This window comes from Rhodoferax sp. (assembly GCF_023701345.1).
Taxonomy (GTDB): Bacteria; Pseudomonadota; Gammaproteobacteria; order Burkholderiales; family Burkholderiaceae_C; genus Rhodoferax.
The window spans coordinates 1-21,904 of sequence record NZ_JAMPXE010000053.1 but is presented as its reverse complement, the minus strand read 5'-3'; the positions used below and the strand labels follow the sequence as shown (position 1 = coordinate 21,904).

Here is a 21,904-nt window from a genome sequence, read left to right as displayed (position 1 = left end):
TCATGACCTCATTTTGCCAGTCGCCCCTAGAATCTGAATATGAACGCCCCCCTGAACGCTGACTTGCATTGCCATTCCGTTGTCTCCGACGGCACCCTCACCCCTGAAGAACTTGCCGCCCGCGCCAAAACGCAAGGGGTGACGCTGTGGGCGCTGACCGATCACGACGAAATTAGTGGCCAGTCCCGTGCAGCGGCGGCGGCGGCGGCCTGTGGACTCGATTACCTGACCGGTGTTGAAATTTCGGTCACTTTTCTGCAGCAGACTGTGCACATCGTCGGCCTGGGTTTTGATGTCAATAACGCCGACCTGATTGAGGGTTTGCAGCAAACCCGGGGCGGGCGCTCACAACGGGCCCGGGAAATGGCCGCCGACCTGGCCCGTGTCGGCATCCAGGGCACCTTTGAAGGCGCCCTGAAATACGCTGGCAACCCCAAGCTGATCTCACGCACCCACTTCGCCCGTTTTTTGGTGGAAACAGGCGTTTGCAAAGACACCTACGAGGTGTTTCGCAAATACCTCACCGAAGGCAAGCCCGGTTTTGTCGAGCACCGCTGGGCCAACCTGAAAGACGCCGTGCGCTGGATCACCCAGGCCGGCGGCATGGCGGTGATCGCCCACCCGGCGCGCTATAAATTCAGCGCCAATGAAGAGCTGGCGCTGTTCACCGAATTCAAGGGCCACGGCGGGCAGGGGGTGGAGGTTGTCACCGGCAGCCATTCGGCAGCCGAGAGCGCCAACTACGCGGCGATCGCACTTGAATTTGGCCTGGCTGCCTCACGCGGCAGTGACTTTCACAGCCTTGGCGAGAGCCGTACCGAACTCGGCGCCCTGCCCGATTTGCCCGGCCAGCTGACCCCGGTGTGGGAACTGCTGGCCCAGCGCATTCACCACGCCCCCACCCCAGCGCAGGCCTGAAGCCCATGTCTTTCTGGAAAAGCCGGCAGGCCGGCGGTATTTTTCTGATCATTCTGGCGGCGCTCTCCTTTGCCTCGCTCGACACGGTGACCAAACACGCCATACAACTGGTGCCCGTGCTCATGCTGTTGTGGTTCCGCTATGCCTTTCAGGCCGTGGTGACCTTTGCGCTGCGCTTCCCGGTGCAGAAAGCCAGGCTCTTTGTCACGCCGAATCCACGCTTTCAAATGCTGCGCGGGGTGCTGTTGCTGATCACCAGCGCCTGTTCATTTTTTGGCTTGCAGTATTTGCCTGTCGGTGAGTTCACGGCCATGGCCATGCTCTCGCCCATGGCTGCCATCGCCATGGCCGCCTGGTCGCTGAAAAACCACGTGTCGCCAAGACGCTGGGTGCTGATGGGTCTGGGGCTGCTGGGCGTGCTGCTGGTGGTGCGCCCGGGGGGCCAGGTTTTTGGCTGGGCCGTGCTGTTCCCGGTGGTGCTGGTGACCGCCTACGCCTGGTTTCAGGTGCTCACCAGCCGTCTCAGCGGCGACGAAAATCCTTACACCACGCACTTTTATACCGGTCTGGTGGGCGCTTTGGTCATGACTCCCATCATGTTGTTCAGCTGGGACAGCGCCGCCCTGCTGAATTATTGGTACTGGTTTGTGGTGGTCGGTTTTTTGGGCACCTTCGGCCATCTGATGCTGATCCGCGCCTTCAACCGAGCCAATGCGGTGGTGCTCACGCCTTATCTCTACTTGCAGATCGCCTTTGCCACGGTGCTGGGCTGGCTGGTGTTCCGCCATGTGCCCGATGGCCTGGCCTGGGCCGGCATTGCCGTGATTGCTGCCAGCGGTGTCGGCAACGCCATGCTGTCGGCCCGTGAAGCCGCCGGACTGCGACAATAACGCCATGCCGCAAATTTTTGAAGTTCATCCCGACAACCCGCAACCGCGCCTGCTGAAACAGGCCACCGCCCTGCTTGACAAGGGTGAAGTGCTGGCCGTTCCCACCGACTCCAGCTATGCGCTGGTATGCCATCTGGACGACAAGACCGCCGCCGACAAGCTGCGCCGCATCCGTGGCGTGGACGACAAGCACCACCTGACGCTGCTGTGCCGCGACCTGTCCGAACTGTCCAACTACGCCAAGGTGGACAACCAGCAGTACCGGATGATCAAGGCGGCCACACCGGGTGCCTACACCTTCATTCTGGAAGCCACCAAGGAAGTGCCGCGCCGCCTGAGCCACCCGTCGCGCAAAACCATCGGCCTGCGCGTGCCCGACCACAAGGTGCTGCAGGAATTGCTGGCGCTGTACAGCACCCCGCTGCTGGCCACCACCCTGATTGCACCGGGTGAGCTTGAGCCCATGAACGACGCCGACGAGATTCGCGCCCACTACAAGGGCCGCATCGCCGCCATCATTGACTCCGGCGCCTGCCCGCGCGAGCCCACCACCGTGGTCGATCTGACCGGCGGCGAGCCCGTCGTGATCCGCGAAGGCCGTGGCTCCCTGGCAGCCCTGGGCCTTTGAGCCTGCGTGCCCCGAGACCATCACACCATGGACTTTGCCCAACTGATTCAAACCGTCAGCCTCTACGCCATCCCGGTGTTGCTGGCCATCACCCTGCACGAAGCCGCGCACGGTTATGCCGCCAAACACTTTGGCGACAACACCGCCTATGCCATGGGGCGCGTCACGCTCAACCCGCTGCCGCACATCGACCTGGTGGGAACCATCCTGATGCCGCTGATGTTGTACTTCGCCACCTCGGGCGCTTTTTTGTTTGGTTACGCCAAACCGGTGCCGGTGCGCTTTGGCAATTTGCGCAACCCCAAGCGCCACATGGTCTGGGTCGCCTTGGCCGGACCGGGGGCCAATTTTTTTCAGGCCCTGGTCTGGGGCGCCTTGCTGTACCTGTTTCGTGGCGCGGACATCAACGAGCCGTTTCTGATTGAAATGGCGCAAGGTGGTGTGTTGGTGAATGTGGTGATGGCGGTGTTCAACCTGTTTCCGCTGCCGCCGCTCGATGGTGGGCGTATCCTGGTCGGGCTGCTGCCGTATCGGCAGGCCATGCTGGTGTCGCGCGTGGAGCCCTGGGGCTTTTTTATCGTGATGGGGCTGGTGCTGGCCGGGGTGGTCAGCAACCTGTGGTTGCGCCCGCTGATGGGCCTGACCTACCAACTCATCAAGCTGCTGCTGACCCCGCTGGCCTGGCTGGTGGGCTGACCCCGTTTTTTTCACCGTTTTTCCTGACGATTTTTATGCGCATCGAACGTTTTCTGACCGGCATCACCACCTCGGGCACGCCCCATCTGGGCAACTACGTGGGCTCGGTGCGCCCTTCGGTGCGCCATAGTTTGCGCACTGGCGTCGAGAGTTTTTACTTTCTGGCCGATTACCACGCCCTGATCAAGGTGGACGAGCCGGCGCGCATCCAGCGCTCCACTTTGGAGATTGCCGCCAGCTGGCTGGCCTGCGGCCTGGATCCGGATCGGGTGGTGTTTTACCGCCAGTCGGACGTCCCGGAAATCCCCGAGCTCACCTGGTTTTTAAGCTGCGTGCTCGGCAAGGGCGTGCTCAACCGCGCGCATGCCTACAAAGCCGCGGTCGATAAAAACACGGCAGCGGGCAACGATCCCGACGCCGATGTCAATGTCGGCCTGTTCATGTACCCGGTGCTGATGGGCGCCGACATTTTGATGTTCAACGCGCATCAGGTTCCGGTGGGGCGCGACCAGGTGCAGCACATCGAAATGGCGCGCGACATGGCGCACAGTTTCAACCACCGTTATGGCGAGCATTTTGTGGCGCCCGAGGCCGCCATTGAAGACCATGTGGCCACCTTGCCCGGTCTCGACGGCCGCAAGATGAGCAAGAGCTACGACAACACCATCCCGTTGTTCACGCCGCGCGAGCACCTCAAAAAACTCATCGGCAGCATCGTGACCGACTCCAGTGCCCCGGGCGAACCCAAAACGGTGGAGGGCTCGGCGCTGTTCCAGATTTACCAGGCCTTTGCCACTGCCTCCGAGTCCGAAGCGTTGCGCCAGGCCTATGCCAACGGCATTTCCTGGGCCGATGCCAAACACCTCGTATTTGAGCGCATTGACCAGGAAATTGCACCGATGCGTGCGGCCTACCAGGCCCTGATCGACAACCCGGCAAAGATTGAAGCCATCCTGCAGGCCGGTGCCGCCAAAGCCCGCGCCATTGCCACGCCGTTCATGGGCCAACTGCGCCACGCCGTGGGCTTGCGCAGCCTGCAAACCCAAGCCGACAGCACAGCCAAAGTGGTCAAAGTGGCGCTGCCGGTGTTCAAACAATACCGTGAGTCTGACGGCCAGTTTTACTTCAAGTTGCAAGGCGCCGACGGCCGCCTGCTGCTGCAAAGCGGTGCTTTTGTATCGCCCAAAGTGGCCGGGCAATCCATCGCCGCGCTGCAAGCGGACGGCATCAAAGCTTTGCACGGTAGCCCAGTGCCGCTGCAGCCGGGTCCGGACGTCACAGAAAGCGACATTGCCGCTGCCCTGCAGGCCTTGAAAACCTCAAAAGAGGCAAAACCAGTCTAGTCGCGCTGTACAATTCGCGGCTTCGCGGAGAGATGGCAGAGTGGCCGAATGTACCTGACTCGAAATCAGGCGTACCGCAAGGTACCGTGGGTTCGAATCCCACTCTCTCCGCCAATGATTTTATAGCTAAGTGGTTGATTTCATTATGTTTCACCACTTAGCCAACCGTCCAAAAGCGGCCCAAAACGGCCCAAAAATCACATGTTTTTCACATGTGAACAGCATTGGAAACGCTCCATAGCTCAGTGAGCCCGTAAGAGCGCTCGCGCGGCTCACCGACCCAGCGGCCATAGTGCCGAATCACCATTTCCACCGTTTTATGTCCGAGCCAGCGGGCAATCATGGCCACGTTCTCACCCTCACTGAGCAAATTCGAGGCGAAGGTGTGGCGCAATTATCGATTCACATCTTGCCCGTGCCGACAGGCAAGGCGGCGCTGGTCAATCTGGAAAAACTGCGTTACTGAATGGCTGACCGAGTCTGTCAAGGCCAAGGATGCCGGCTATGGCTGCGAAGACTGGTCGCAGGACAACAGCGATGTGGCGCTGATTGAACACGTTCGTTCGCGGGTCGATGACTATCTGGCTTTTGCAACGATCAACCGGGTGCTAGCCGAGTTCCATGCATTGGACCGTGTGTACGCCCACCAAAGCTAGTTGAAAATCGCAGGGTGCAAGGTTTTGGGCGCCGGCCCCGACTACGTTTGCAAATCAACCATTTTTGGAGTTCTCCTGCATGAAGCTTTCAAGGTTCGCCGCTCTCGCACTCGGCGTGGGCGTGGCCGCATTGGCCCACGCCGATTGGTCCCGGATTCAGAACGAGGCCAAGGGCCAGACCGTTTATTTCAATGCCTGGGGCGGCAGCGAGGCCACCAACGGCTACCTGAGCTGGGCGGCCAAAGAGGCCAAAACACGCTTCGGCATTGACGTGCGCCACGTCAAGATCACCGACACCGCTGAAGTGGTCAAGCGGGTGCAGACCGAAGTCGCGGCCGGCAGAAAGACCGATGGCTCGATCGATCTGATGTGGGTCAATGGCGAGAACTTCAGCAACCTTAAAAATGGGGGCCTGCTCTTTGGCCCCTGGGCGCAAAGCCTGCCCAACTGGGGCCTGGTGGACCTGAACAAGCCGGTGCGCAGTGATTTCTCGGTGCCCACCGAAGGCTATGAGTCACCCTGGGGTACGGCACAGCTCACGTTCATTGCCGACCGCGCCAAAACGCCAGTGCCACCGCGCTCTGCGGCCGACTTGCTGAGCTTTGCCCAAGCCAACCCGGGGCGCGTGAGTTATCCCAAACCACCTGATTTTCACGGCACCACCTTCGTCAAACAACTGCTGCTGGAGCTGGCCCCAAACAAAGCGCCACTGCAGCAAGCGGTGACCCCCGGAGCCTTCGCCAGCGCGACTCAAACGCTGTGGGCCTACCTGGACCAGTTGCACCCCAGCCTGTGGCGTAATGGCCAAAGCTTTCCCGCCAGTGCCACGGAAATGCACCGCATGCTCGGCGATGGCGAGCTTAAAGTTTCGCTGACCTTCAACCCCAACGAAGCCGCCAACCTGATCGTGACCAAGCAGTTGCCGGCGACAGCCTACAGTTTTGGATTTACTGGCGGCACCATCGGCAATGTGCATTTTGTGGCAATCCCCGTCAACGCACGGGCCAAGGCGGGCGCCCAGGTGTTTGCCAACTTCCTGCTGTCTGCCGAGGCGCAAACTCGCAAGGCCGACATCAGCGTTTGGGGCGATGGCACGGTGCTTGATGTCAGCAGGCTGCCCGCCGCGTCACAAGCGCTGATCCGCAAGACCGCACCGGGCGCACTGAGCGAGGCCGTGCCCACGCTGGCTGAACCGCACGCCAGCTGGGTCGAGGCGCTGGAGGCCGAATGGCTGCAACGCTACGGCGCACGCTAGAGCGCCCTTTGCCGCGGCCCGTTCACGCCTGCGGCAGGTGGCCCAGCCAATGGCTGGCTGCCTTGCCCGTCGCACTGATATTTGGCCCCCTGTTGCCTGGACTCTGGTGGGCCTTGCTGCCCGCCGTCGAGCCTTCGGTGTGGCACGCCCTGTGGGCGGACACCCAGTGGCCGCAGGCCGTGCGCGCCACGCTGACATCGACCCTGCTGGGCACGGCGTTGGCGTGCAGCTTTGCCGCCCTGCTGGCCACGCTGAATTACCCCGGTGCCCTGTGGCTCAGCTTGCAGCGGCGCCTGCCCCTGCTGCTGTCGGTGCCCCATGCGGCCTTTGCGGTGGGCCTGTTTTTTTTGCTGGCGCCTTCTGGCTGGCTGGCGCGCGGGGTGGCGCAGCTGGTGGGCTGGAGTAGTCCACCCGACTGGGTCACGGTGCAAGACTCCTATGGCCTGAGTCTGGCGCTCGCGCTGGCCATCAAGGAGAGCTGGTTTTTGCTGTGGGTGCTGGCGGCGGTACTGGGTGAGCAAGCTGTGGCGCGCCAGATGGTGATGGCCCGCTCGCTGGGGTACAACCGGGTGCAAGCCTGGGCCCTGATTTTGTGGCCGCAATTGGTGCCGCGTCTGGTCTGGCCAATGGTGGCGGTGCTGGCTTATGGCTTGTCGGTGGTCGACATGGCGATCATCCTGGGGCCCGGCACCCCGCCGACGCTGGCGGTGCTGATCTGGCGCTGGCTGACCGACCCCGACGCCGCACTGCAGGCCAGGGGCAGCGCCGCCGCCTTTTTGCTGCTGGCCATGCTGCTGCTTGGCACCCTGGCGGCGCGCGGGTTCTGGCGACTGCTGCAGCGGCGCCTGCCTTACCCCGCAGGCCAGCGCAAGCCCTTGCGCCAACTGGCGCCGATGCGGCCTTGGCTGGGCCTGCACACACCGCTGTTCCTCACGGGGTATGCGGTGGTGGCTGTGCTGCTGCTCTGGTCAGTGGCGCAGGCCTGGTTTTTTCCGGCGCTGTGGCCCGAAGCCGTGTCACTGCAGAGCTGGCAACAGGCCGACTGGGCGCCTTTCTGGACCACGCTCTGGCTCGCTTTGGCGGCCAGCCTGCTGTGTTTGCCAGCCGTTCTTGTCTGGCTGGAATGGGGGCCGCAGCGCTATAACGCGCTGCTGTACCTGCCGCTGATCGTGCCGGCCCTGCCCCTGGTGGCGGGTCAGTACGCCGCCTTGCTGCACCTGCACCTCGATGGCACCGCCGTGGCGCTGGTCTGGAGCCATCTGCTGTGGGTGCTGCCTTACATGGTGCTCACACTCATTGGCGCCTACCGCGCGTTCGATGCGCGCCTCATGACCAGTGCCAGGGCGCTGGGTTGCTCCCATTTGCGGGCCTGCCTGAGCGTCAAATGGCCGATTCTGTTCAAGCCCATCATGGCGGCGCTGGCGGTGGGTTTTGCCGTCAGTGTGGCGCAATACCTGCCGACCCTGTTTGCTGGCGGTGGCCGCTTTGTCACCGTCACCACCGAAGCCGTCGCCCTGAGCGCGGGTGGCAACCGGCGCGTGCTGGCAGTGCAGGCGCTGCTGCAGATCGCCTTGCCCCTGGCCGCATTTGCGTTGGCGGCGCTGCTGCCGTACTGGGCAAGCCGGCAGCGCAAGGGGCTTCGATAATGAGGGCAACACCATGCTGAAAATCACAAACCTGACGCTCTCGCGTGGCGACAAGTCGCTCTTTGCCGGACTGTCGCTGGCCGTTGACAGCGGAGAAATCGTCACCGTCGCCGGGGTCTCGGGCTCGGGCAAATCGACGCTGCTGAACTGGATGATTGGCGACCTCGATCCGGCATTTGCGGCCACGGGTGAGTTATGGCTGAACGACAGCCGCCGCGACACACTGCCCATCGAGGCGCGCCGCATTGGCATTTTGTTTCAGGACGATTTGCTCTTTCCGCACCTGAGTGTGGGGCACAACCTGGCCTTTGCCCTGCCTGCCACGTTCACTGGTGCCAGGGCGCGGCGCCAGCGTGTGGCGCAAACACTGTCCGAGATTGGTCTGGATGGTTTTCATGACCGTGACCCGGCCACGCTCTCGGGCGGGCAGCGCGCCCGCGTCAGCCTGATGCGCACGCTGCTGGCCGAGCCGCAGGCGCTGCTGCTCGACGAACCCTTTTCCAAGCTCGACGCAACCTTGCGACTGCAGTTCCGCCGCTTTGTTTTTGCGCAAATTGAACGCCAGCGCATCCCCACGTTGCTGGTCACCCACGACCCGGCCGATGTGCCGCCGGGCGGACGGGTGGTTGAAATCAGTGATTGGCAGCAAGAACATGTTTGACCGCGCCTTGAACTCCGCGTTGCAACGGCCATTGCAGCGCCTGGCCGCCAGGCTGATCGCGCTCGGTTTGCACGCCGAACAGGTGACCTGGGGTGGCTTTCTGCTCGGCCTCTCGGCGATCCCCCTGATTGCGCTGGGCCATTCCCGGTGGGCCATTGTCTGCGTCGTGCTCAACCGCCTGGCCGATGGCCTGGATGGCGCCATGGCGCGGCAAACCCGGCCCACCGATCGCGGCGCCTTTCTGGATATTTCGCTGGACTTTTTGTTCTACGCCGCCATCCCGTTGGCGTTCGCCCTGGCCGATCCGACGCACAACGGCTTGCCGGCGGCCGTGCTGATCTACAGCTTCATCGGCACCGGCTGTACTTTTTTGGCTTTTGCCGTGCTGGCAGCCAAACGCGGCGACAGCAGCACGGCCTATCCCAACAAGGGGTTTTATTATCTTGGTGGATTGACGGAAAGTACCGAGACCATCGCGGTCTTTGTGCTCATGTGTCTGGTGCCCGCGTGGTTTGGCGTGCTGGCCTATGGCTTTGCCGGACTCTGCGCGCTGACCACGGTGACCCGGATTTCGGCAGGCATCCAGCTGTTCAAGCCGACACCGCCGAAGCGTGGCCGGCCAGGGCAGCCCTAAACTGCGGCGTGCTTGTTCAATACCACCAGGGCAATGCCGCCCAGCACAGCAGTTGAGGTCAGCAGCAAGCGCAGGGTGATGGGCTCCTGCACAAACAGCACACCAGCCAGTGCCGCCAGTACCGGCACACTCAATTGCACCGTGGCCGCGCGGGTTCTGCTGAGCCGCGGCACCACGGCGTACCAGATGGCGTAACCCAGGCCAGAGGTCACTGCCCCGGACAGCAGCGCGTACAGCAGGCCCAAAGCATCGAGTCGTTGCTGCGCCAGCAGCACACCACTGAGCAGCGCCGACATGAGTGCGGCCCGCAAAAAGTTTCCAGCTGTCTCGTCCGTTGGGTCGGCCACGCCGCGGCCGCGCAGCGAATACACACCCCAGGCGACACCCGAGGCCAGCATCAGCAGCGCGCTCCCCAGCGGAGGCGCATCCAGGCTGGGGGACAGGATCGCGATCACCCCGGTCAGGGCCAGCAGCAAGCCAATCACCTGGCGGTTGTTGAGCCGCTCGCCCAGCCACAAGCCGGTCAGGATCATCGTGGCCTGCACCGCGCCAAACAGCAGCAAGGCGCCAATGCCGGTTGACAGCTTGTCATACGAAAAGGAAAAGGCACAGGCGTAAACAAACAAGGCCAGCGCAGACAGCCAGTTGCCACCGAAACCGTTGAACCGGCTTGATGAGGCGGACACCACGCTCCGAAAGTGGTGCCGGCCATAGACCAGTAAGGCCAGCATCAAGGCGCCCGAGACCAGGCGCACCGTGGTAAAGCTGGCCGCATCAATGGACGTCTGCCGAAGCGCCAACCGGCACAGCACGGAGTTGCCGGCAAAACACAACATCGTCACCATAGTGAGCAGAGTCAGGCGGATGGCGGACATGGATGAACCTTTAGCCCCGCTTCCAGGCATGAAAACGCTTCAGCCAGGCCAGCAACTTTTTCGGTGCGTGGGCGCGCTTCCATTCACCGGCCACGTATTTATTGGCTTCGGCCAGCGTCGGGTAGGTGTGGATCGTGCCCAAAATCTTGTTCAGGCCCAGGCCATGCTTCATGGCCAGCACGAACTCGGCCAGTAAATCGGCCGCGTGTTCACCGACGATGGTGACACCCAAGATGCGGTCCTTGCCCGGCACCGTGAGCACTTTGACAAAGCCCTGCGCCACACCGTCGGCGATGGCACGGTCCAGGTCGTCAATGCCGTATTGGGTGACTTCATAGGGGATGTTCTTTTCTTGCGCCTCCTGCTCGTTGAGGCCGACCCGCGCCACCTCGGGCTCGATGAAGGTGGCCCAGGGCACCACGGAATAGTCCACCTTGAATTTCTTGAAGTCGCCAAACAGCGCGTTCACCGCCGCGTACCACGCCATGTGGCCGGCGGTGTGGGTAAACTGGTAGGGACCCGCCACGTCGCCTGCTGCATAGATGTTGGGGTAGAGCGTTTCCAGGTAGTCGTTCACCGCGACGGTGCGCTGGGTCGGGATGCCCAGCTCTTCCAGGCCGTAACCCTGCAAACGGGCGACACGTCCCACGGCACACAGCAAGGCATCAAATTCGATGCGTTTCTCCTGGCCCTGGTGCTCAACGACGATGAATTTGCGCTCGCCCTCACGCTCGCAGCGCAAGGCCTTGTGGCCGGTTAGCACGTCAATGCCATCCCGTGTCAGCGATTCACGGGCCAGAGTAGAGACCTCGATGTCTTCGCGGATCATGAGGCGCGGCGCCATCTCGATCTGGATCACCTTTGAGCCCAGGCGGGCAAAGCTCTGCGCCAGTTCGCAGCCGATCGGCCCGCCGCCCAACACCACCAGGCGCGCTGGCGGCGAATCGAGCTTGGCAAACTCATCCCACAACGTGTCACTGGTGACGTAGCCGACCTCGTCCAGACCCGGCAAGGGTGGCACGAAGGGGCGTGCACCAGCCGCAATCACGATCGCGCGTGTGGTCAGGCGTTGGGTGCCGCCATGGTTCAATTTGATCTCGACCGTCCAGGGGTCGACGATGCGGGCATAGCCTGCAAGCACTTCCACGCCGAGCTCGGTGTAGCGTGCCACGCTGTCGTGTGGTGCCACGGCGGCAATCACCGCATGCACGCGGGCCATCACCTTGCCGAAGCTGAACCTGGGCTCAACCGCGCTCAAGCCATAGTTTCCGGCATGACGCATCTGGTTGGCGATGCGGGCGGACTTGATCAGCGCCTTGCTCGGCACGCAGCCATAGTTCAGGCAGTCGCCGCCCATCTTGTGCGCTTCCACCAGCGTCACCCTGGCCTTGACGGCTGCGGCGATGTAGGACGTGACCAAACCTGCCGCACCGCCGCCAATCACCACCAGATTGCGGTCAAACTTGGCAGGGCGCTGCCATTTGGCATAGACCCGGCGCCCCTGCAACATCGTCATGAACTTCTTGGCCAGCATGGGAAAAATGCCGAGCAGTGCAAAAGAAAACAAAAGGCCGGGCGACACAATCCCCGGCAAGCTGGTGACCTTGGCCAGTTCAGTGCCCGCATTCACATACACCAGCGTGCCCGCCAGCATGCCCAACTGGCTGACCCAGTAGTAGCTCAGGGTACGAATGGGCGTCAAGCCCATCAGCAAATTGACCAGGAAAAACGGGAATACGGGTACCAGGCGCAGTGTGAACAGATACAGGGAGCCATCTTTGGCCATGCCTTCGTTGATGGCTTTGAGGCGATTGCCGAAACGTGCCTGAACGGCATCACGCAACAGGTAGCGCGATGCCAGAAACGCCAGTGTGGCGCCGATGCTGGACGCGAACGACACAATCAAGGTGCCCATGGACAAGCCAAACAGGGCACCGGCGGCCAGAGTCAGGATGACGGCCCCCGGCAACGACAGCGCGGTGGCAACCACGTACACAGCGAAAAACGTCAGACCCACAGCCAGAGGCGACGCGGCACGTTGCACCTCAAATTGCCCGAGGCCGGCTTTCATGCCATCCAGGGTCAGGTACTGGTTCAGATCAAGGGCAAAGAAGCCGAAGGCCAGGAGTGCAGCGGTGACAAGAATCAGCAGTTTTTTCATGGATTGCCCATTTTCATTCAACTTGCTAGCGGCAATGCCCGCCTGCAAGCAGGACCAGCACGATGTACATCAGGTCGGTTTCCTTGTAGCCTGCATCCAGGAAGGTCTTCACGGTCTCGGCGCCGGGCCGGCCGTGGCTGTTGACCTGGCTGACCGCCAGAAAGACGACTTCCTGCTCGGCCGGCTTCAGGCCGGATTCACCACGGAATAAGGCGTATCCGTGCAAGTAGGTGCTGAGCACGCCCGGCGCGTTGGCCATGTTGGCGTACATGTTGGGAATGAAGCCGACCTGCTTGAGGGCCAGGTCCAGGATTTCCTTTGGTTTGCCCTGGGCTTCAGCATGGTTAATCGGGTGCAGATTTTTGACCATTGGGGTCGTGGACATGAATAGGTTCTCCTTGAGGGTTAACAGGGGTAAGACTGTGGTGCACATCCGCGCGCAACTTAAGAAAACCTGTCACGTTATTGCCGCCTCATGCAACCAAGGTAGTGACGGCACTGCATACCGCAGCGTCGCAAACCCGAAAGGAAACATCATGAAAACCGCACTCATCGTTTCTCTCCTGGTTGCCACCTCTTTTGCCGCATCAGCCATGTATGAAAGAATGAACACAGCCCCCATGAACAAACAGTCCGAAGCCATCCTGGCAGCAGCCTGAAGCGCCTGCCCTCTCAGACCGGACGGGTGTTCATGATTCATGACCAAAGACATTGAATCACCCGGCGCATCACGTATCCGGTGCGCTTGGTTGCCTGGTATCGCGTTTGCGGGTGATCTTGTCGCGCAGGGTGACAAATTCCTCAGCCGCCGAGGGGTGCAGCGCCACGGTGGCGTCAAAGTCGGCCTTTGTCGCCCCCATGCGGATCGCAATGGCCAGGCCCTGGATGATTTCGGGTGCGTCTGCTCCCACCATGTGCGCGCCCAGCACGCGCTGGCTGGCCGTATCCACAATCAGCTTGACCAGCGTGCGCTCGTCGCGCCCCGAGAGGGTATGGCGCATGTTGCGGAACTTGCTGCTGTAAATGTCGATTTCGCCATGCCGGGCCAGCGCCTGCGCCTCGGTCAGCCCCACGGTGCCGATGGGAGGCTGACTGAACACGGCCGAGGGCACGGTGGTCAGGTCGGCACTGGTGCGGGTCGGGCCAAACAGCGTGTTGGCCAGCGCCGCGCCTTCGCGAATGGCCACCGGTGTCAGCGCAATGCGGTTGGTGACATCGCCCACCGCGTGAATGCTGGGGATGCTGCTTTGGCCAAAGGCATCCACCACCACACCGCCTGCCTTGTCCAGCGCCACCCCGACCGCGGCCAAACCCAGGCCCTGGGTGTTGGGCACGCGCCCGGTAGCGTACAGCACGGCATCCACTTCAAGCGTTGGACCTTGCGCGCCTGTGAGTGGCACCGACAAGCTGCCATCATTCAATTTGTCGATGCGCGCCACGTTCTGGTGCAGCAGCACGGTGATGCCTTTTTTGACCATCTCCTCAAACAGGTGTGCGCGCACGTCGTCGTCAAAGCCGCGCAACACCTGTTGACCCCGGTAACACAGGGTGATCCGCGCGCCCAGGCCGTTGAGGATGCCGGCAAATTCCACCGCAATGTAGCCGCCGCCGACGATCAGCACGCGCTGCGGCAACTGCGGCAAATCGAACACCTCGTTGGACGTGATGGCGTGCGCAATGCCCGGGATTTTCGGCACGAATGGCGTGCCGCCGGTGGCCACCAGAATGTGCTCGGCGGTGATCTTTTGCCCGTTCACCGCCACCGTGTGCGCATCCACCAGGCGTGCTGCGCCATGCATCACTTCCACCCCGGACCCTTTCAGGTTGTTTTCATACAGGCCGCTCAGGCGGGTGATTTCCTTGTTCTTGGCCTCGATCAGTTGGGGCCAGGAAAATTCTGCGGGCGGCACGGTCCAGCCAAAGCCCTGCGCATCGGCAAAGTCTTCGGCAAAGTGGGCGGCGTAAACCAGCAGTTTTTTCGGCACGCAGCCGCGAATGACGCAGGTGCCGCCATAGCGGAAGTTCTCGGCAATGGCCACGCGGGCCCCCAGACCGGAGGCAATGCGCGCCGCGCGCACGCCGCCCGAGCCGCCGCCAATGACAAAAAGTTGGTAGTCGGATGAAGCCATTTGTTTCCTGAGGTTCAATGCGCCGCAGCGCGACAGGGTGCCATGATGACATGGCCTGGGTGAAAAAATCCAAACCCAGCGTCTCGTTGTATGAGTCGAGCGTCTCAAACTGGGTTTGCATGCGCTTCCTGCTCCTCTTTGGGTCAATCGAATTTTTTGCGGCACCAATTTGCGTGAGTTTTCACGTCGCCTCAGTCCTTTGAAGTCATCGCCGAACGACGCTTGGTTCCGGAAATCAGGAACCCAAGTCGCGTTTTATTTTGTGTTTTGTATGGGCTGTGGGTCGCGCGGATGTCGGGGCCGATTTTAAAAAGCAAAGCGTATGAGGCCCCGGCGTCTGCCCGGCCCGCAGCCGGGGTTCTGGGATCCGTGGCAACGTTCATCGCATGATTGGCACAACAATCGCCATCAAATAATGCCACAATTGATGCCTAACTTCAGGAATTGCCATGCGCACCACCATTGCTCTTGACGACGATTTACTTGCAAAAGCAGAAGCATTGACCGGTGTATCTGAAAAAACAACGTTGATCCGAGAGGCCCTGCGAGCGCTGATTCAGCGTGAAAGTGCAAAAAGGCTCGCGCTTCTGGGCGGCTCTGAGCCGCAGCTTAAAGACATTCCAAGACGGCAACCGGAGCCGGCATGATCCTGGTGGACACATCGGTTTGGCTTGATCACCTGCGTGCAAATAACGAGCGCTTGTCTGAATTGCTCATGGATGGCCAAGTGCTCGTTCATCCGTTTGTCACGGGTGAATTGGCCTTGGAAAATCTGAAAAATCGCGATGAGGTGCTCATGATGATGCAGGATTTGCCACAAGCCACCATGGCCACCGTGTCTGAAGTGCTCGGATTGATCAAGGTGCAAAACCTGTTTGGTCTGGGCATCGGCTACATCGATGCCCATCTGCTGGCATCGGTACTTCTGGTGCCTGGATCACGGCTTTGGACCCGTGACAAGCGCCTGCGTTCAGCCGCAACGCAGCTGGGCATCTCCGTTAACATGACGCACTAACTTTAAAGAGTGTCTTCCATTTTTGTCATGCCCCAATCAACCAGCTCCCAATACGAAAATTTGCTGCGCCACGTCGACACCCAAGGTGTCTTCAAGGCCGACCGCACCGGCACCGGCACCAAGAGCGTGTTTGGCCACCAGATGCGCTTTGACCTGGCGCAGGGCTTTCCGCTGGTCACCACCAAAAAGGTGTACTTGCGCGCCATCATCGTCGAGCTGCTCTGGTTTTTGCGCGGCGACTCCAACGTCAAATGGCTGCAGGACAACGGCTGCACGATCTGGGACGAATGGGCGAATCCCGACACCGGTGACCTGGGGCCGGTCTATGGCATGCAGTGGCGCAGTTGGCCGACACCGGGCGGCGGTCATATCGACCAGATCAGCCAGGTCATCAACACCCTCAAAAGCAACCCCGATTCGCGCCGCATGCTGGTGAGTGCCTGGAACGTGGCCGAGCTCGACAAGATGGCGCTCATGCCCTGCCATGCCTTTTTCCAGTTCTACGTGGCGCCAGCAACCAAACCGGGTGGCAAGGGAAAATTGAGCTGCCAGCTGTACCAGCGCAGTGCCGACATCTTTCTGGGCGTGCCCTTCAACATTGCCAGCTACGCGCTGCTGACGCACATGGTGGCGCAGCAGTGCGACCTTGACGTAGGCGACTTCATCTGGACCGGCGGCGACTGCCACATCTACAGCAACCACGCCGAGCAGGTGGCACTGCAGTTGAGCCGCACGCCGCTGGCCTACCCGACGCTGGAGATCAAACGCCGGCCAGAGTCCATTTTTGACTACAAGTACGAAGATTTTTCGGTGCTTGGCTACGAATGCCACCCCGCGATCAAGGCCCCGGTGGCGGTGTGATCAGCCGCCGCCAGATTTGGGGCCTGGTCGCCCTCACGCTAATGTGGGGCATCAACTGGCCAATGATGAAGTACAGCTTGCGCGAGATCTCGCCGCTGTACTTTCGCGCCCTCACCATGAGCTTTGGCGCGCTCTGGCTGTTCAGCTACTACCGCGCCAAAGGCGTGCGCATGTGGCCGCAGCCTGCCGAGTGGCGCAGCGTCATCGCCCTGGGGCTGCCCAATATGCTGGGCTGGCACACGCTGTCGATCCTGGGCGTGAAAGAGCTCGCCAGCGGACGCGCCGCCATTCTGGGCTTCACCATGCCGATCTGGACCGTGCTGCTGGGCGTGCTGCTGTTCAAGGAAAAACTTACCCAACGCATTGTCTTTGCCATGGCGGCGGTGGCATTGACCATTGGTTTGCTCACCTTCAACGAATTCACGGCCTTGAGCGGCAAACCGCTGGGCATTGTCTGGATGGAGCTGGCCGCCCTGTGCTGGGCTGCCGGCACCCTGATGATGCGCCGGATGCACCTGACGATCCCGATGGAGACGCTCACCGTGTGGATGCTGGTTCTGGCCAGCGTCTGCCTGTGGGTTTTAGCGGCCGTGCTTGAACCCTGGCCCAGTTGGCAATTTTCTGCCCCGGTGTGGGGCAGCCTGGTCTATGGCGCACTCATCAATTACGGTTTTGCCCAGGTCATCTGGTTTGGCCTGGCCCGTCATTTGCCACCGTCCACCAGTGCCATGAGCGTCATGGCGGTGCCGCTGGTGGGCACCCTGAGTGCCACCCTGATCGTCAACGAAATGCCCGGCTGGCCAGACTTGGTGGCCGTGCTGTGCGTGATGGTGGCCATTGCCGCCGTGCTCCTGCCACCCCGAACCCCCGTAAAAACCCTATGAAACTCAATCTGATCCTGGCCCGTGCCCGCAACGGTGTCATTGGCAACAACAACGCCATGCCCTGGCACCTGCCCGAGGACATGGCGCACTTCAAACGCACCACGCTGGGTTGCCCGGTGATCATGGGCCGAAAAACATGGGACTCGTTGCCAGCCAGGTTCCGCCCCTTGCCCGGCCGCCTCAATGTGGTGGTGACGCGTCAGCCCGACTGGACGGCTGACGGCGCCGTGGTGGCCAATTCACTGGAAACCGCCTGTGCCGCCTGCCCACCCGACAGCACGGCCTGGGTGATCGGCGGCGCCGAACTCTACGCCCAGGCGCTGGCGCTGGCCGGCACTGCGGTGGTGACCGAGATTGATGCCGATTTTGATGGTGATGCCTTTGCGCCCCGTTTTGGACCCGCGTGGCGGGAGCTTGCGCGCGAATCACACCTCAGCGGCACGGGCTTGAGCTACAGTTTTGTGACCTACCAAAAGGATGCGTGAAACCATGAAACTTGCCACCTGGAACATCAACTCGCTGACGGTGCGGCTGCCGCAAGTGCTGGACTGGCTGCAAGCCAACCCGGTCGATGTGCTGGCGCTGCAGGAGCTCAAGATGAGCGACGACAAATTCCCGCATGCCGCCTTTGCCGCGGCGGGTTACCAATCAGTCTGTTTTGGCCAGAAAACCTACAACGGCGTGGCGCTGATCAGCAAGACCCCCGCCAACAATGTGGTGCGCAACGTTCCCGGCTTTGGTGACGACATGGCGCGCGTGCTCAGCGCGACATTCGCTTGTGGTGCTGATCCTGCGCCTGCTGCAATGGAAAATCCGCAAAACGGCATCCGGGTCGTGGGGGCCTATTTTCCCAATGGCCAGGAACCCGGCAGCGACAAGTTTGAGTACAAGCTGGCCTGGCTCAAGGGCCTGCGCGACTGGCTGCGCACGGAATTGGTCGCCCACCCCAATTTGGTGCTGATGGGCGACTTCAACATCACTTTTGACGATGCTGATGTGTGGGACCCGGAGGGCATGCGCGACCAGATCCATTGCACCGACGAAGAGCGCTACGAGCTCAATGCCTTGATTGCGCTCGGCCTGATTGATGCGCACCGATTGTTTGCGCAACCCGCCAAAAGCTATTCCTGGTGGGACTACCGGGATTTTGGTTTCAGGCGCAACCACGGCATGCGCATCGACCACATTCTGGTCAGCGGCGCACTCAAACCCAAGGTGTCGGCTTGCTGGATCGACAAAGCCCCGCGCAAAAACGAACGCCCCAGCGACCACGCCCCGGTGGTGGTCGAACTTAACTGAGGCAAGGCCTTATTCCAAACCAAGCTCCTGAATTTTTCGGGTGATGGTGTTGCGGCCAATGCCCAGCTTTTGAGCGGCATCAATGCGCCGGCCCCGGGTGGCGGCCAGGGCCGCCTGAATCAGGCGTGACTCGAAGCGGGCTGTCAGGGTGTCCCAGACGTCGGTGCGATCTGTCGCAAGCAAGGCACTGGCCTCGGATTCCAGACCCTCCTCCCAGCCAGCCGCAGGCACAGCGGGCAAGTCCGGCAATTTTTGCAAAATGGCCATATCTGTTTGCGCCGGCACCATCGCAGGAGGTTCCCCCAGCACCAGGGATCCAGTCAAGACTGGCAGCGCAGGCGGCGTTTCCGCGACCGCCACTTCAGGCGGCAGGTCTTTGGGTTCAATCACTTGCGCGGGCGCCATGACGGTGAGCCAGTGGCACATGTTTTCAAGCTGGCGCACGTTGCCAGGAAACGCAAACTGCCCCAGCCACACCAGCGCCGCATCCGAGATACGCTTGGGCTCGACGCCCAGCTGACGCGCGCTTTGCTGCAAAAAGTGGCGCGTCAGCATGGGAATGTCTTCGCGCCGCTCACGCAGGGCCGGCAGGCGCAGGCGGATGACATTCAGGCGGTGAAACAGGTCCTCGCGAAACGCGCCTTCCTTGACGCGCTGCTCCAGATTCTGGTGCGTGGCGGCAATCACACGCACGTTGGTTTTGACCGCACTGTGGCCGCCCACCCGGTAAAAATGACCGTCAGACAACACCCGCAACAGCCTGGTTTGCAGGTCAAACGGCATGTCGCCAATTTCATCCAGAAACAGCGTGCCACCATCGGCCTGCTCAAAACGGCCCCGGCGCATGGTTTGCGCGCCGGTAAAGGCACCACGTTCATGGCCGAAGAGTTCGGACTCGAGCAGATCCTTCGGGATCGCTGCGGTATTGATAGCCACAAAAGGACCATTGGCACGCGGCGAATGCTTGTGCAGCGCGCGCGCCACCAGTTCCTTGCCCGAGCCCGACTCGCCGGTGATCATGACGGTAACGTTGCTTTGGCTCAGGCGGCCAATGGCACGAAACACGTCCTGCATGGCAGGGGCCTGGCCCAGCATCTCGGGCGTGTCGGCCATGCCTTCGTCGACTACTTCTTCGCGCTGGCTTTCTTCGACCGCGCGCCGGATCAGTTCAACGGCCTTGGACAAATCAAAGGGTTTGGGCAGGTACTCAAAGGCGCCGCCCTGAAAGGCGGACACGGCGCTGTCCAGGTCGGAGTAGGCGGTCATGATGATGACCGGCAAGCCCGGGTATTTGGCCTTGACCTTGTCGAGCAAATCCAGCCCCGAGCCGCCCGGCATACGGATGTCGCTGACCAGTACCTGCGGCCCCTTGTCTTCGTCGAGGGCCGTTAAAACATCGCGCGCATTGGTAAAACTGCGGCTGGGTAATTGTTCGCGCAGCAGCGCTTTTTCCAGCACGAAGCGAATGGACTGGTCATCATCTACGATCCAAATGGGCTTCATTACGTTGTCTTGCCTTAGGTTGAACCCTTACCGCAATCACTTGCAGCCACCTTGCGATGCACTGCAGCCCCCTTGCGATCAGGGTAGAGGAATCAGAATCTTGAAATCCGTAGCGCCCGGCACACTGTCACACTCGATCAGACCGTGGTGCTGCTGAACAAAGGTTTGCGCCAATGTCAAACCCAGCCCCGAGCCGCCCTCCCGCCCCGACACCAGCGGGTAAAAAATACGGTCCTTGATCGAGTCTGGCACACCAGGCCCGTTGTCAATCACATGCAATTCCAATGCCAACCGGTAGCGCTGTTTGCCAAAAGTGCTTTGTCGCGCCACCCGGGTGCGAAAAATAATTTGACCGTCACCCTGGCTGATGCGCTCAACCAGCGCCTGCGCCGCGTTGTGGGCAATATTGATGAGGGCCTGGATGAGTTGTTCGCGGTCACCACGGAACTCGGGAATCGAGGTGTCGTAGTCACGCACCACCTCCAGACCTTTGGGAAATTCCGCCAGAATCAGCGAGCGCACCCGCTCGCAGACCTCGTGAATGTTCACATCCCCCACCACATGGGGCCGGCGGTGCGGCGCCAGCAAACGGTCCACCAGCGACTGCAGGCGATCGGCTTCGTGGATGATGACCTGGGTGTATTCCGTGAACTCGGGCTGGGCCATTTCCAGCTCCAGCAGCTGCGCGGCACCACGAATACCACCCAGCGGATTTTTGATTTCGTGGGCCAGGTTGCGGATCAATTCCTTGTTGGCCTGTGCCTGCTCGGCCAACCGTTCTTCACGGTCCTGGCGCGCCTGCTGCTCCAGCGGCAATAATTCGACGATGATGTCGGCGCTTTCGGTTTGGGTCACGATCACATGCACCGGCAACAGTTCACGCCCCAGGCGCAGCAGCTTGGCATCGTAGCGCAACGCGGCGAACTCGTTGCTGCCCGCGCCTTGCAAAGCGGTTTGCAAATGGGCCGGTTCGGTAAACGAGTCGGGTAAATGCGAGCCCACAATGGTGCGCCTTGAGATGCCCAGCGCATCTTCCAGGGCGGCGTTGGCAAACGTGACGGTGCCGTCACTTTGCACCACGGCCACCAGCGTGGCCAATAAATCAAAGGCGCCAAAACGCTGGGTCACCATGCTGCCCGTCGGGACGCGATATTTGGGAAAAGCCAGTTTCAAGGTCAGCCCCGAAGACAACTAACGCCCGGCCAGACTGGCAGGCAGGCGCTCAAGTTCACGACGAATCCCGGCCATGTCACTTTCGTTGCGCGCCAGGCTGGCTTTGAGCTCGGCCACACGATCCAGGTAGCGCTGGTAATTGCGCGCCTCATCGCCGCGCCTGTCCGGCTCGCCGTTGTTGTATTCCTTGAGCAACTCTGCTTGACGCGCCTCGGCTTTTTTCAGCTCGGACTGCAAAATCAGGCGTGCATCGGAGTCGCGCGACTTTTGCTCCTGCGTATTCACACGCGGGCCGGCACTGGCAGCGCTGGCCTGCACGGGCGCTTTCGCCTGAGTCGGTCGCGTGCCCTGCACCACCGTCACATTGGCGCCCTCCACCAACTTGCAATTCTTGGCCTGCGCCTCCGTTACGGTGTTGGTGTACACATTGCCGCAACGGTAAATACGCTCCTGCGCCTGTGCATTGGCACACAGCACCAGCAGCAACAAGCCGGTCCAAGTGATTTGTGTCATAGAAATTCGAGCCCTCTCTTATCAGCATCGGCATGTCTATCCCGTGGCGTCCCTGCTCACGGGGGTGGGTTGTGAGTTTCCCACAATAAAAAAGGACGGCCTGAGCCGTCCCCTTTTTTGCCCCCAGGGTTGTCAAGTACAACCCCGCACTAGTGCTTACAGCG

Annotated in this window: 25 protein-coding genes and 1 tRNA gene; 18 read left to right on the top strand and 8 right to left on the bottom strand. The window is 61.3% G+C overall.

Annotation, left to right across the window (positions count from 1 at the left end; all coding sequences use genetic code 11):
- The first annotated feature begins 39 nt into the window (after positions 1 to 39).
- The 6 genes from NDI87_RS09145 (at position 40) to NDI87_RS09120 (ending at position 4,589) form a co-directional block, all read left to right on the top strand.
- Entirely contained in the window at positions 40 to 918 is an 879-nt protein-coding gene (locus tag NDI87_RS09145) for a 3',5'-nucleoside bisphosphate phosphatase (RefSeq protein WP_296274899.1), read from the top strand.
- A gap of 5 nt (positions 919 to 923) precedes the next feature.
- Positions 924 to 1,808, top strand: a complete 885-nt coding sequence (locus tag NDI87_RS09140; RefSeq protein ID WP_296274898.1) for a DMT family transporter — start codon at positions 924 to 926, stop codon at positions 1,806 to 1,808.
- A gap of 4 nt (positions 1,809 to 1,812) precedes the next feature.
- Positions 1,813 to 2,436, top strand: coding sequence for an L-threonylcarbamoyladenylate synthase (locus tag NDI87_RS09135; RefSeq protein ID WP_296274897.1), 624 nt, complete (start codon positions 1,813 to 1,815; stop codon positions 2,434 to 2,436).
- Positions 2,437 to 2,463: 27 nt separating this feature from the next.
- Positions 2,464 to 3,132: a site-2 protease family protein gene (locus tag NDI87_RS09130; protein WP_296274896.1), complete on the top strand. Its 669-nt coding sequence runs from the start codon at positions 2,464 to 2,466 to the stop codon at positions 3,130 to 3,132.
- A 35-nt stretch (positions 3,133 to 3,167) separates the two neighbouring features.
- Entirely contained in the window at positions 3,168 to 4,475 is a 1,308-nt protein-coding gene (locus tag NDI87_RS09125; RefSeq protein WP_296274895.1) for a tryptophan--tRNA ligase, read from the top strand.
- Positions 4,476 to 4,501: 26 nt separating this feature from the next.
- Positions 4,502 to 4,589, top strand: a tRNA-Ser gene (locus NDI87_RS09120).
- Positions 4,590 to 4,683: 94 nt separating this feature from the next.
- Here NDI87_RS09120 and NDI87_RS17490 read toward each other — a convergent pair.
- The gene (locus NDI87_RS17490; RefSeq protein WP_366028613.1) at positions 4,684 to 4,824 is read right to left on the bottom strand and encodes a hypothetical protein; all 141 of its coding nucleotides are present in this window, start codon (positions 4,822 to 4,824) and stop codon (positions 4,684 to 4,686) included.
- On the opposite strand from NDI87_RS17490, the gene NDI87_RS09115 reads away from it, so the two are divergent.
- The 5 genes from NDI87_RS09115 to NDI87_RS09095 all read left to right on the top strand — a co-directional run bounded on the left by NDI87_RS09115 (position 4,817) and on the right by NDI87_RS09095 (position 9,327).
- Complete coding sequence (locus NDI87_RS09115; protein ID WP_296274894.1) at positions 4,817 to 5,131, top strand: hypothetical protein; 315 nt, start codon at positions 4,817 to 4,819, stop codon at positions 5,129 to 5,131. The two genes, NDI87_RS17490 and NDI87_RS09115, sit on opposite strands and share 8 nt — an antisense overlap.
- 79 nt (positions 5,132 to 5,210) lie before the next feature.
- Complete coding sequence (locus NDI87_RS09110) at positions 5,211 to 6,386, top strand: ABC transporter substrate-binding protein (protein ID WP_296274893.1); 1,176 nt, start codon at positions 5,211 to 5,213, stop codon at positions 6,384 to 6,386.
- Positions 6,359 to 8,032, top strand: coding sequence for an ABC transporter permease (locus NDI87_RS09105; protein ID WP_296274892.1), 1,674 nt, complete (start codon positions 6,359 to 6,361; stop codon positions 8,030 to 8,032). The genes NDI87_RS09110 and NDI87_RS09105 overlap by 28 nt, the downstream gene beginning before the upstream one ends.
- Positions 8,033 to 8,045: 13 nt before the next feature.
- Complete coding sequence (locus NDI87_RS09100) at positions 8,046 to 8,693, top strand: ATP-binding cassette domain-containing protein (protein ID WP_296274891.1); 648 nt, start codon at positions 8,046 to 8,048, stop codon at positions 8,691 to 8,693.
- Positions 8,686 to 9,327, top strand: coding sequence for a CDP-alcohol phosphatidyltransferase family protein (locus tag NDI87_RS09095; protein WP_296274890.1), 642 nt, complete (start codon positions 8,686 to 8,688; stop codon positions 9,325 to 9,327). The genes NDI87_RS09100 and NDI87_RS09095 overlap by 8 nt, the downstream gene beginning before the upstream one ends.
- Here NDI87_RS09095 and NDI87_RS09090 read toward each other — a convergent pair.
- From NDI87_RS09090 to NDI87_RS09080, 3 genes are read right to left on the bottom strand one after another with little or no spacing between them, the layout of a single operon-like run.
- Positions 9,324 to 10,202 carry a DMT family transporter gene (locus tag NDI87_RS09090; RefSeq protein ID WP_296274889.1) on the bottom strand — a complete coding sequence of 293 codons (879 nt, stop codon included), beginning with the start codon at positions 10,200 to 10,202 and terminating at the stop codon, positions 9,324 to 9,326. The genes NDI87_RS09095 and NDI87_RS09090 overlap by 4 nt on opposite strands.
- A gap of 10 nt (positions 10,203 to 10,212) precedes the next feature.
- Entirely contained in the window at positions 10,213 to 12,363 is a 2,151-nt protein-coding gene (locus tag NDI87_RS09085; protein WP_296274888.1) for a bifunctional TVP38/TMEM64 family protein/FAD-dependent oxidoreductase, read from the bottom strand.
- A gap of 25 nt (positions 12,364 to 12,388) precedes the next feature.
- The gene (locus tag NDI87_RS09080; RefSeq protein ID WP_296274887.1) at positions 12,389 to 12,748 is read right to left on the bottom strand and encodes a hypothetical protein; all 360 of its coding nucleotides are present in this window, start codon (positions 12,746 to 12,748) and stop codon (positions 12,389 to 12,391) included.
- Between the two features lie 151 nt (positions 12,749 to 12,899).
- Here NDI87_RS09080 and NDI87_RS09075 point away from each other — a divergent pair, with 151 nt between their 5' ends.
- Complete coding sequence (locus NDI87_RS09075; RefSeq protein ID WP_296274886.1) at positions 12,900 to 13,022, top strand: hypothetical protein; 123 nt, start codon at positions 12,900 to 12,902, stop codon at positions 13,020 to 13,022.
- A gap of 69 nt (positions 13,023 to 13,091) precedes the next feature.
- On the opposite strand, the gene gor is transcribed toward NDI87_RS09075, so the two are convergent.
- Positions 13,092 to 14,492 (bottom strand): glutathione-disulfide reductase, encoded by a 1,401-nt coding sequence (gor, locus tag NDI87_RS09070; protein WP_296274885.1) that lies wholly within the window; start codon positions 14,490 to 14,492, stop codon positions 13,092 to 13,094.
- A 449-nt stretch (positions 14,493 to 14,941) separates the two neighbouring features.
- On the opposite strand from gor, the gene NDI87_RS09065 reads away from it, so the two are divergent.
- The 6 genes from NDI87_RS09065 to xth are packed head-to-tail and all read left to right on the top strand — an operon-like array spanning position 14,942 to position 18,551.
- Positions 14,942 to 15,139, top strand: coding sequence for a type II toxin-antitoxin system VapB family antitoxin (locus tag NDI87_RS09065; protein WP_296274884.1), 198 nt, complete (start codon positions 14,942 to 14,944; stop codon positions 15,137 to 15,139).
- Complete coding sequence (locus tag NDI87_RS09060; RefSeq protein WP_296274883.1) at positions 15,136 to 15,507, top strand: type II toxin-antitoxin system VapC family toxin; 372 nt, start codon at positions 15,136 to 15,138, stop codon at positions 15,505 to 15,507. Before NDI87_RS09065 ends, NDI87_RS09060 begins: the two co-directional genes overlap by 4 nt.
- Before the next feature lie 27 nt (positions 15,508 to 15,534).
- The gene (locus tag NDI87_RS09055) at positions 15,535 to 16,368 is read left to right on the top strand and encodes a thymidylate synthase (RefSeq protein WP_296274882.1); all 834 of its coding nucleotides are present in this window, start codon (positions 15,535 to 15,537) and stop codon (positions 16,366 to 16,368) included.
- Positions 16,332 to 17,252 (top strand): DMT family transporter, encoded by a 921-nt coding sequence (locus NDI87_RS09050; RefSeq protein ID WP_296274881.1) that lies wholly within the window; start codon positions 16,332 to 16,334, stop codon positions 17,250 to 17,252. The genes NDI87_RS09055 and NDI87_RS09050 overlap by 37 nt, the downstream gene beginning before the upstream one ends.
- Positions 17,249 to 17,737 carry a dihydrofolate reductase gene (locus NDI87_RS09045; protein ID WP_296274880.1) on the top strand — a complete coding sequence of 163 codons (489 nt, stop codon included), beginning with the start codon at positions 17,249 to 17,251 and terminating at the stop codon, positions 17,735 to 17,737. Before NDI87_RS09050 ends, NDI87_RS09045 begins: the two co-directional genes overlap by 4 nt.
- A 4-nt stretch (positions 17,738 to 17,741) precedes the next feature.
- The gene (gene xth / locus NDI87_RS09040) at positions 17,742 to 18,551 is read left to right on the top strand and encodes an exodeoxyribonuclease III (protein WP_296274879.1); all 810 of its coding nucleotides are present in this window, start codon (positions 17,742 to 17,744) and stop codon (positions 18,549 to 18,551) included.
- A 9-nt stretch (positions 18,552 to 18,560) separates the two neighbouring features.
- On the opposite strand, the gene ntrC is transcribed toward xth, so the two are convergent.
- From ntrC to NDI87_RS09025, 3 genes are all read right to left on the bottom strand, one after another.
- The gene (gene ntrC / locus NDI87_RS09035; RefSeq protein ID WP_296274878.1) at positions 18,561 to 20,054 is read right to left on the bottom strand and encodes a nitrogen regulation protein NR(I); all 1,494 of its coding nucleotides are present in this window, start codon (positions 20,052 to 20,054) and stop codon (positions 18,561 to 18,563) included.
- A 78-nt stretch (positions 20,055 to 20,132) separates the two neighbouring features.
- Complete coding sequence (gene glnL, locus NDI87_RS09030; RefSeq protein ID WP_296274900.1) at positions 20,133 to 21,185, bottom strand: nitrogen regulation protein NR(II); 1,053 nt, start codon at positions 21,183 to 21,185, stop codon at positions 20,133 to 20,135.
- 60 nt (positions 21,186 to 21,245) lie between these two features.
- Positions 21,246 to 21,740 carry a hypothetical protein gene (locus NDI87_RS09025; RefSeq protein ID WP_296274877.1) on the bottom strand — a complete coding sequence of 165 codons (495 nt, stop codon included), beginning with the start codon at positions 21,738 to 21,740 and terminating at the stop codon, positions 21,246 to 21,248.
- Between the last annotated feature and the right edge of the window lie 164 nt (positions 21,741 to 21,904).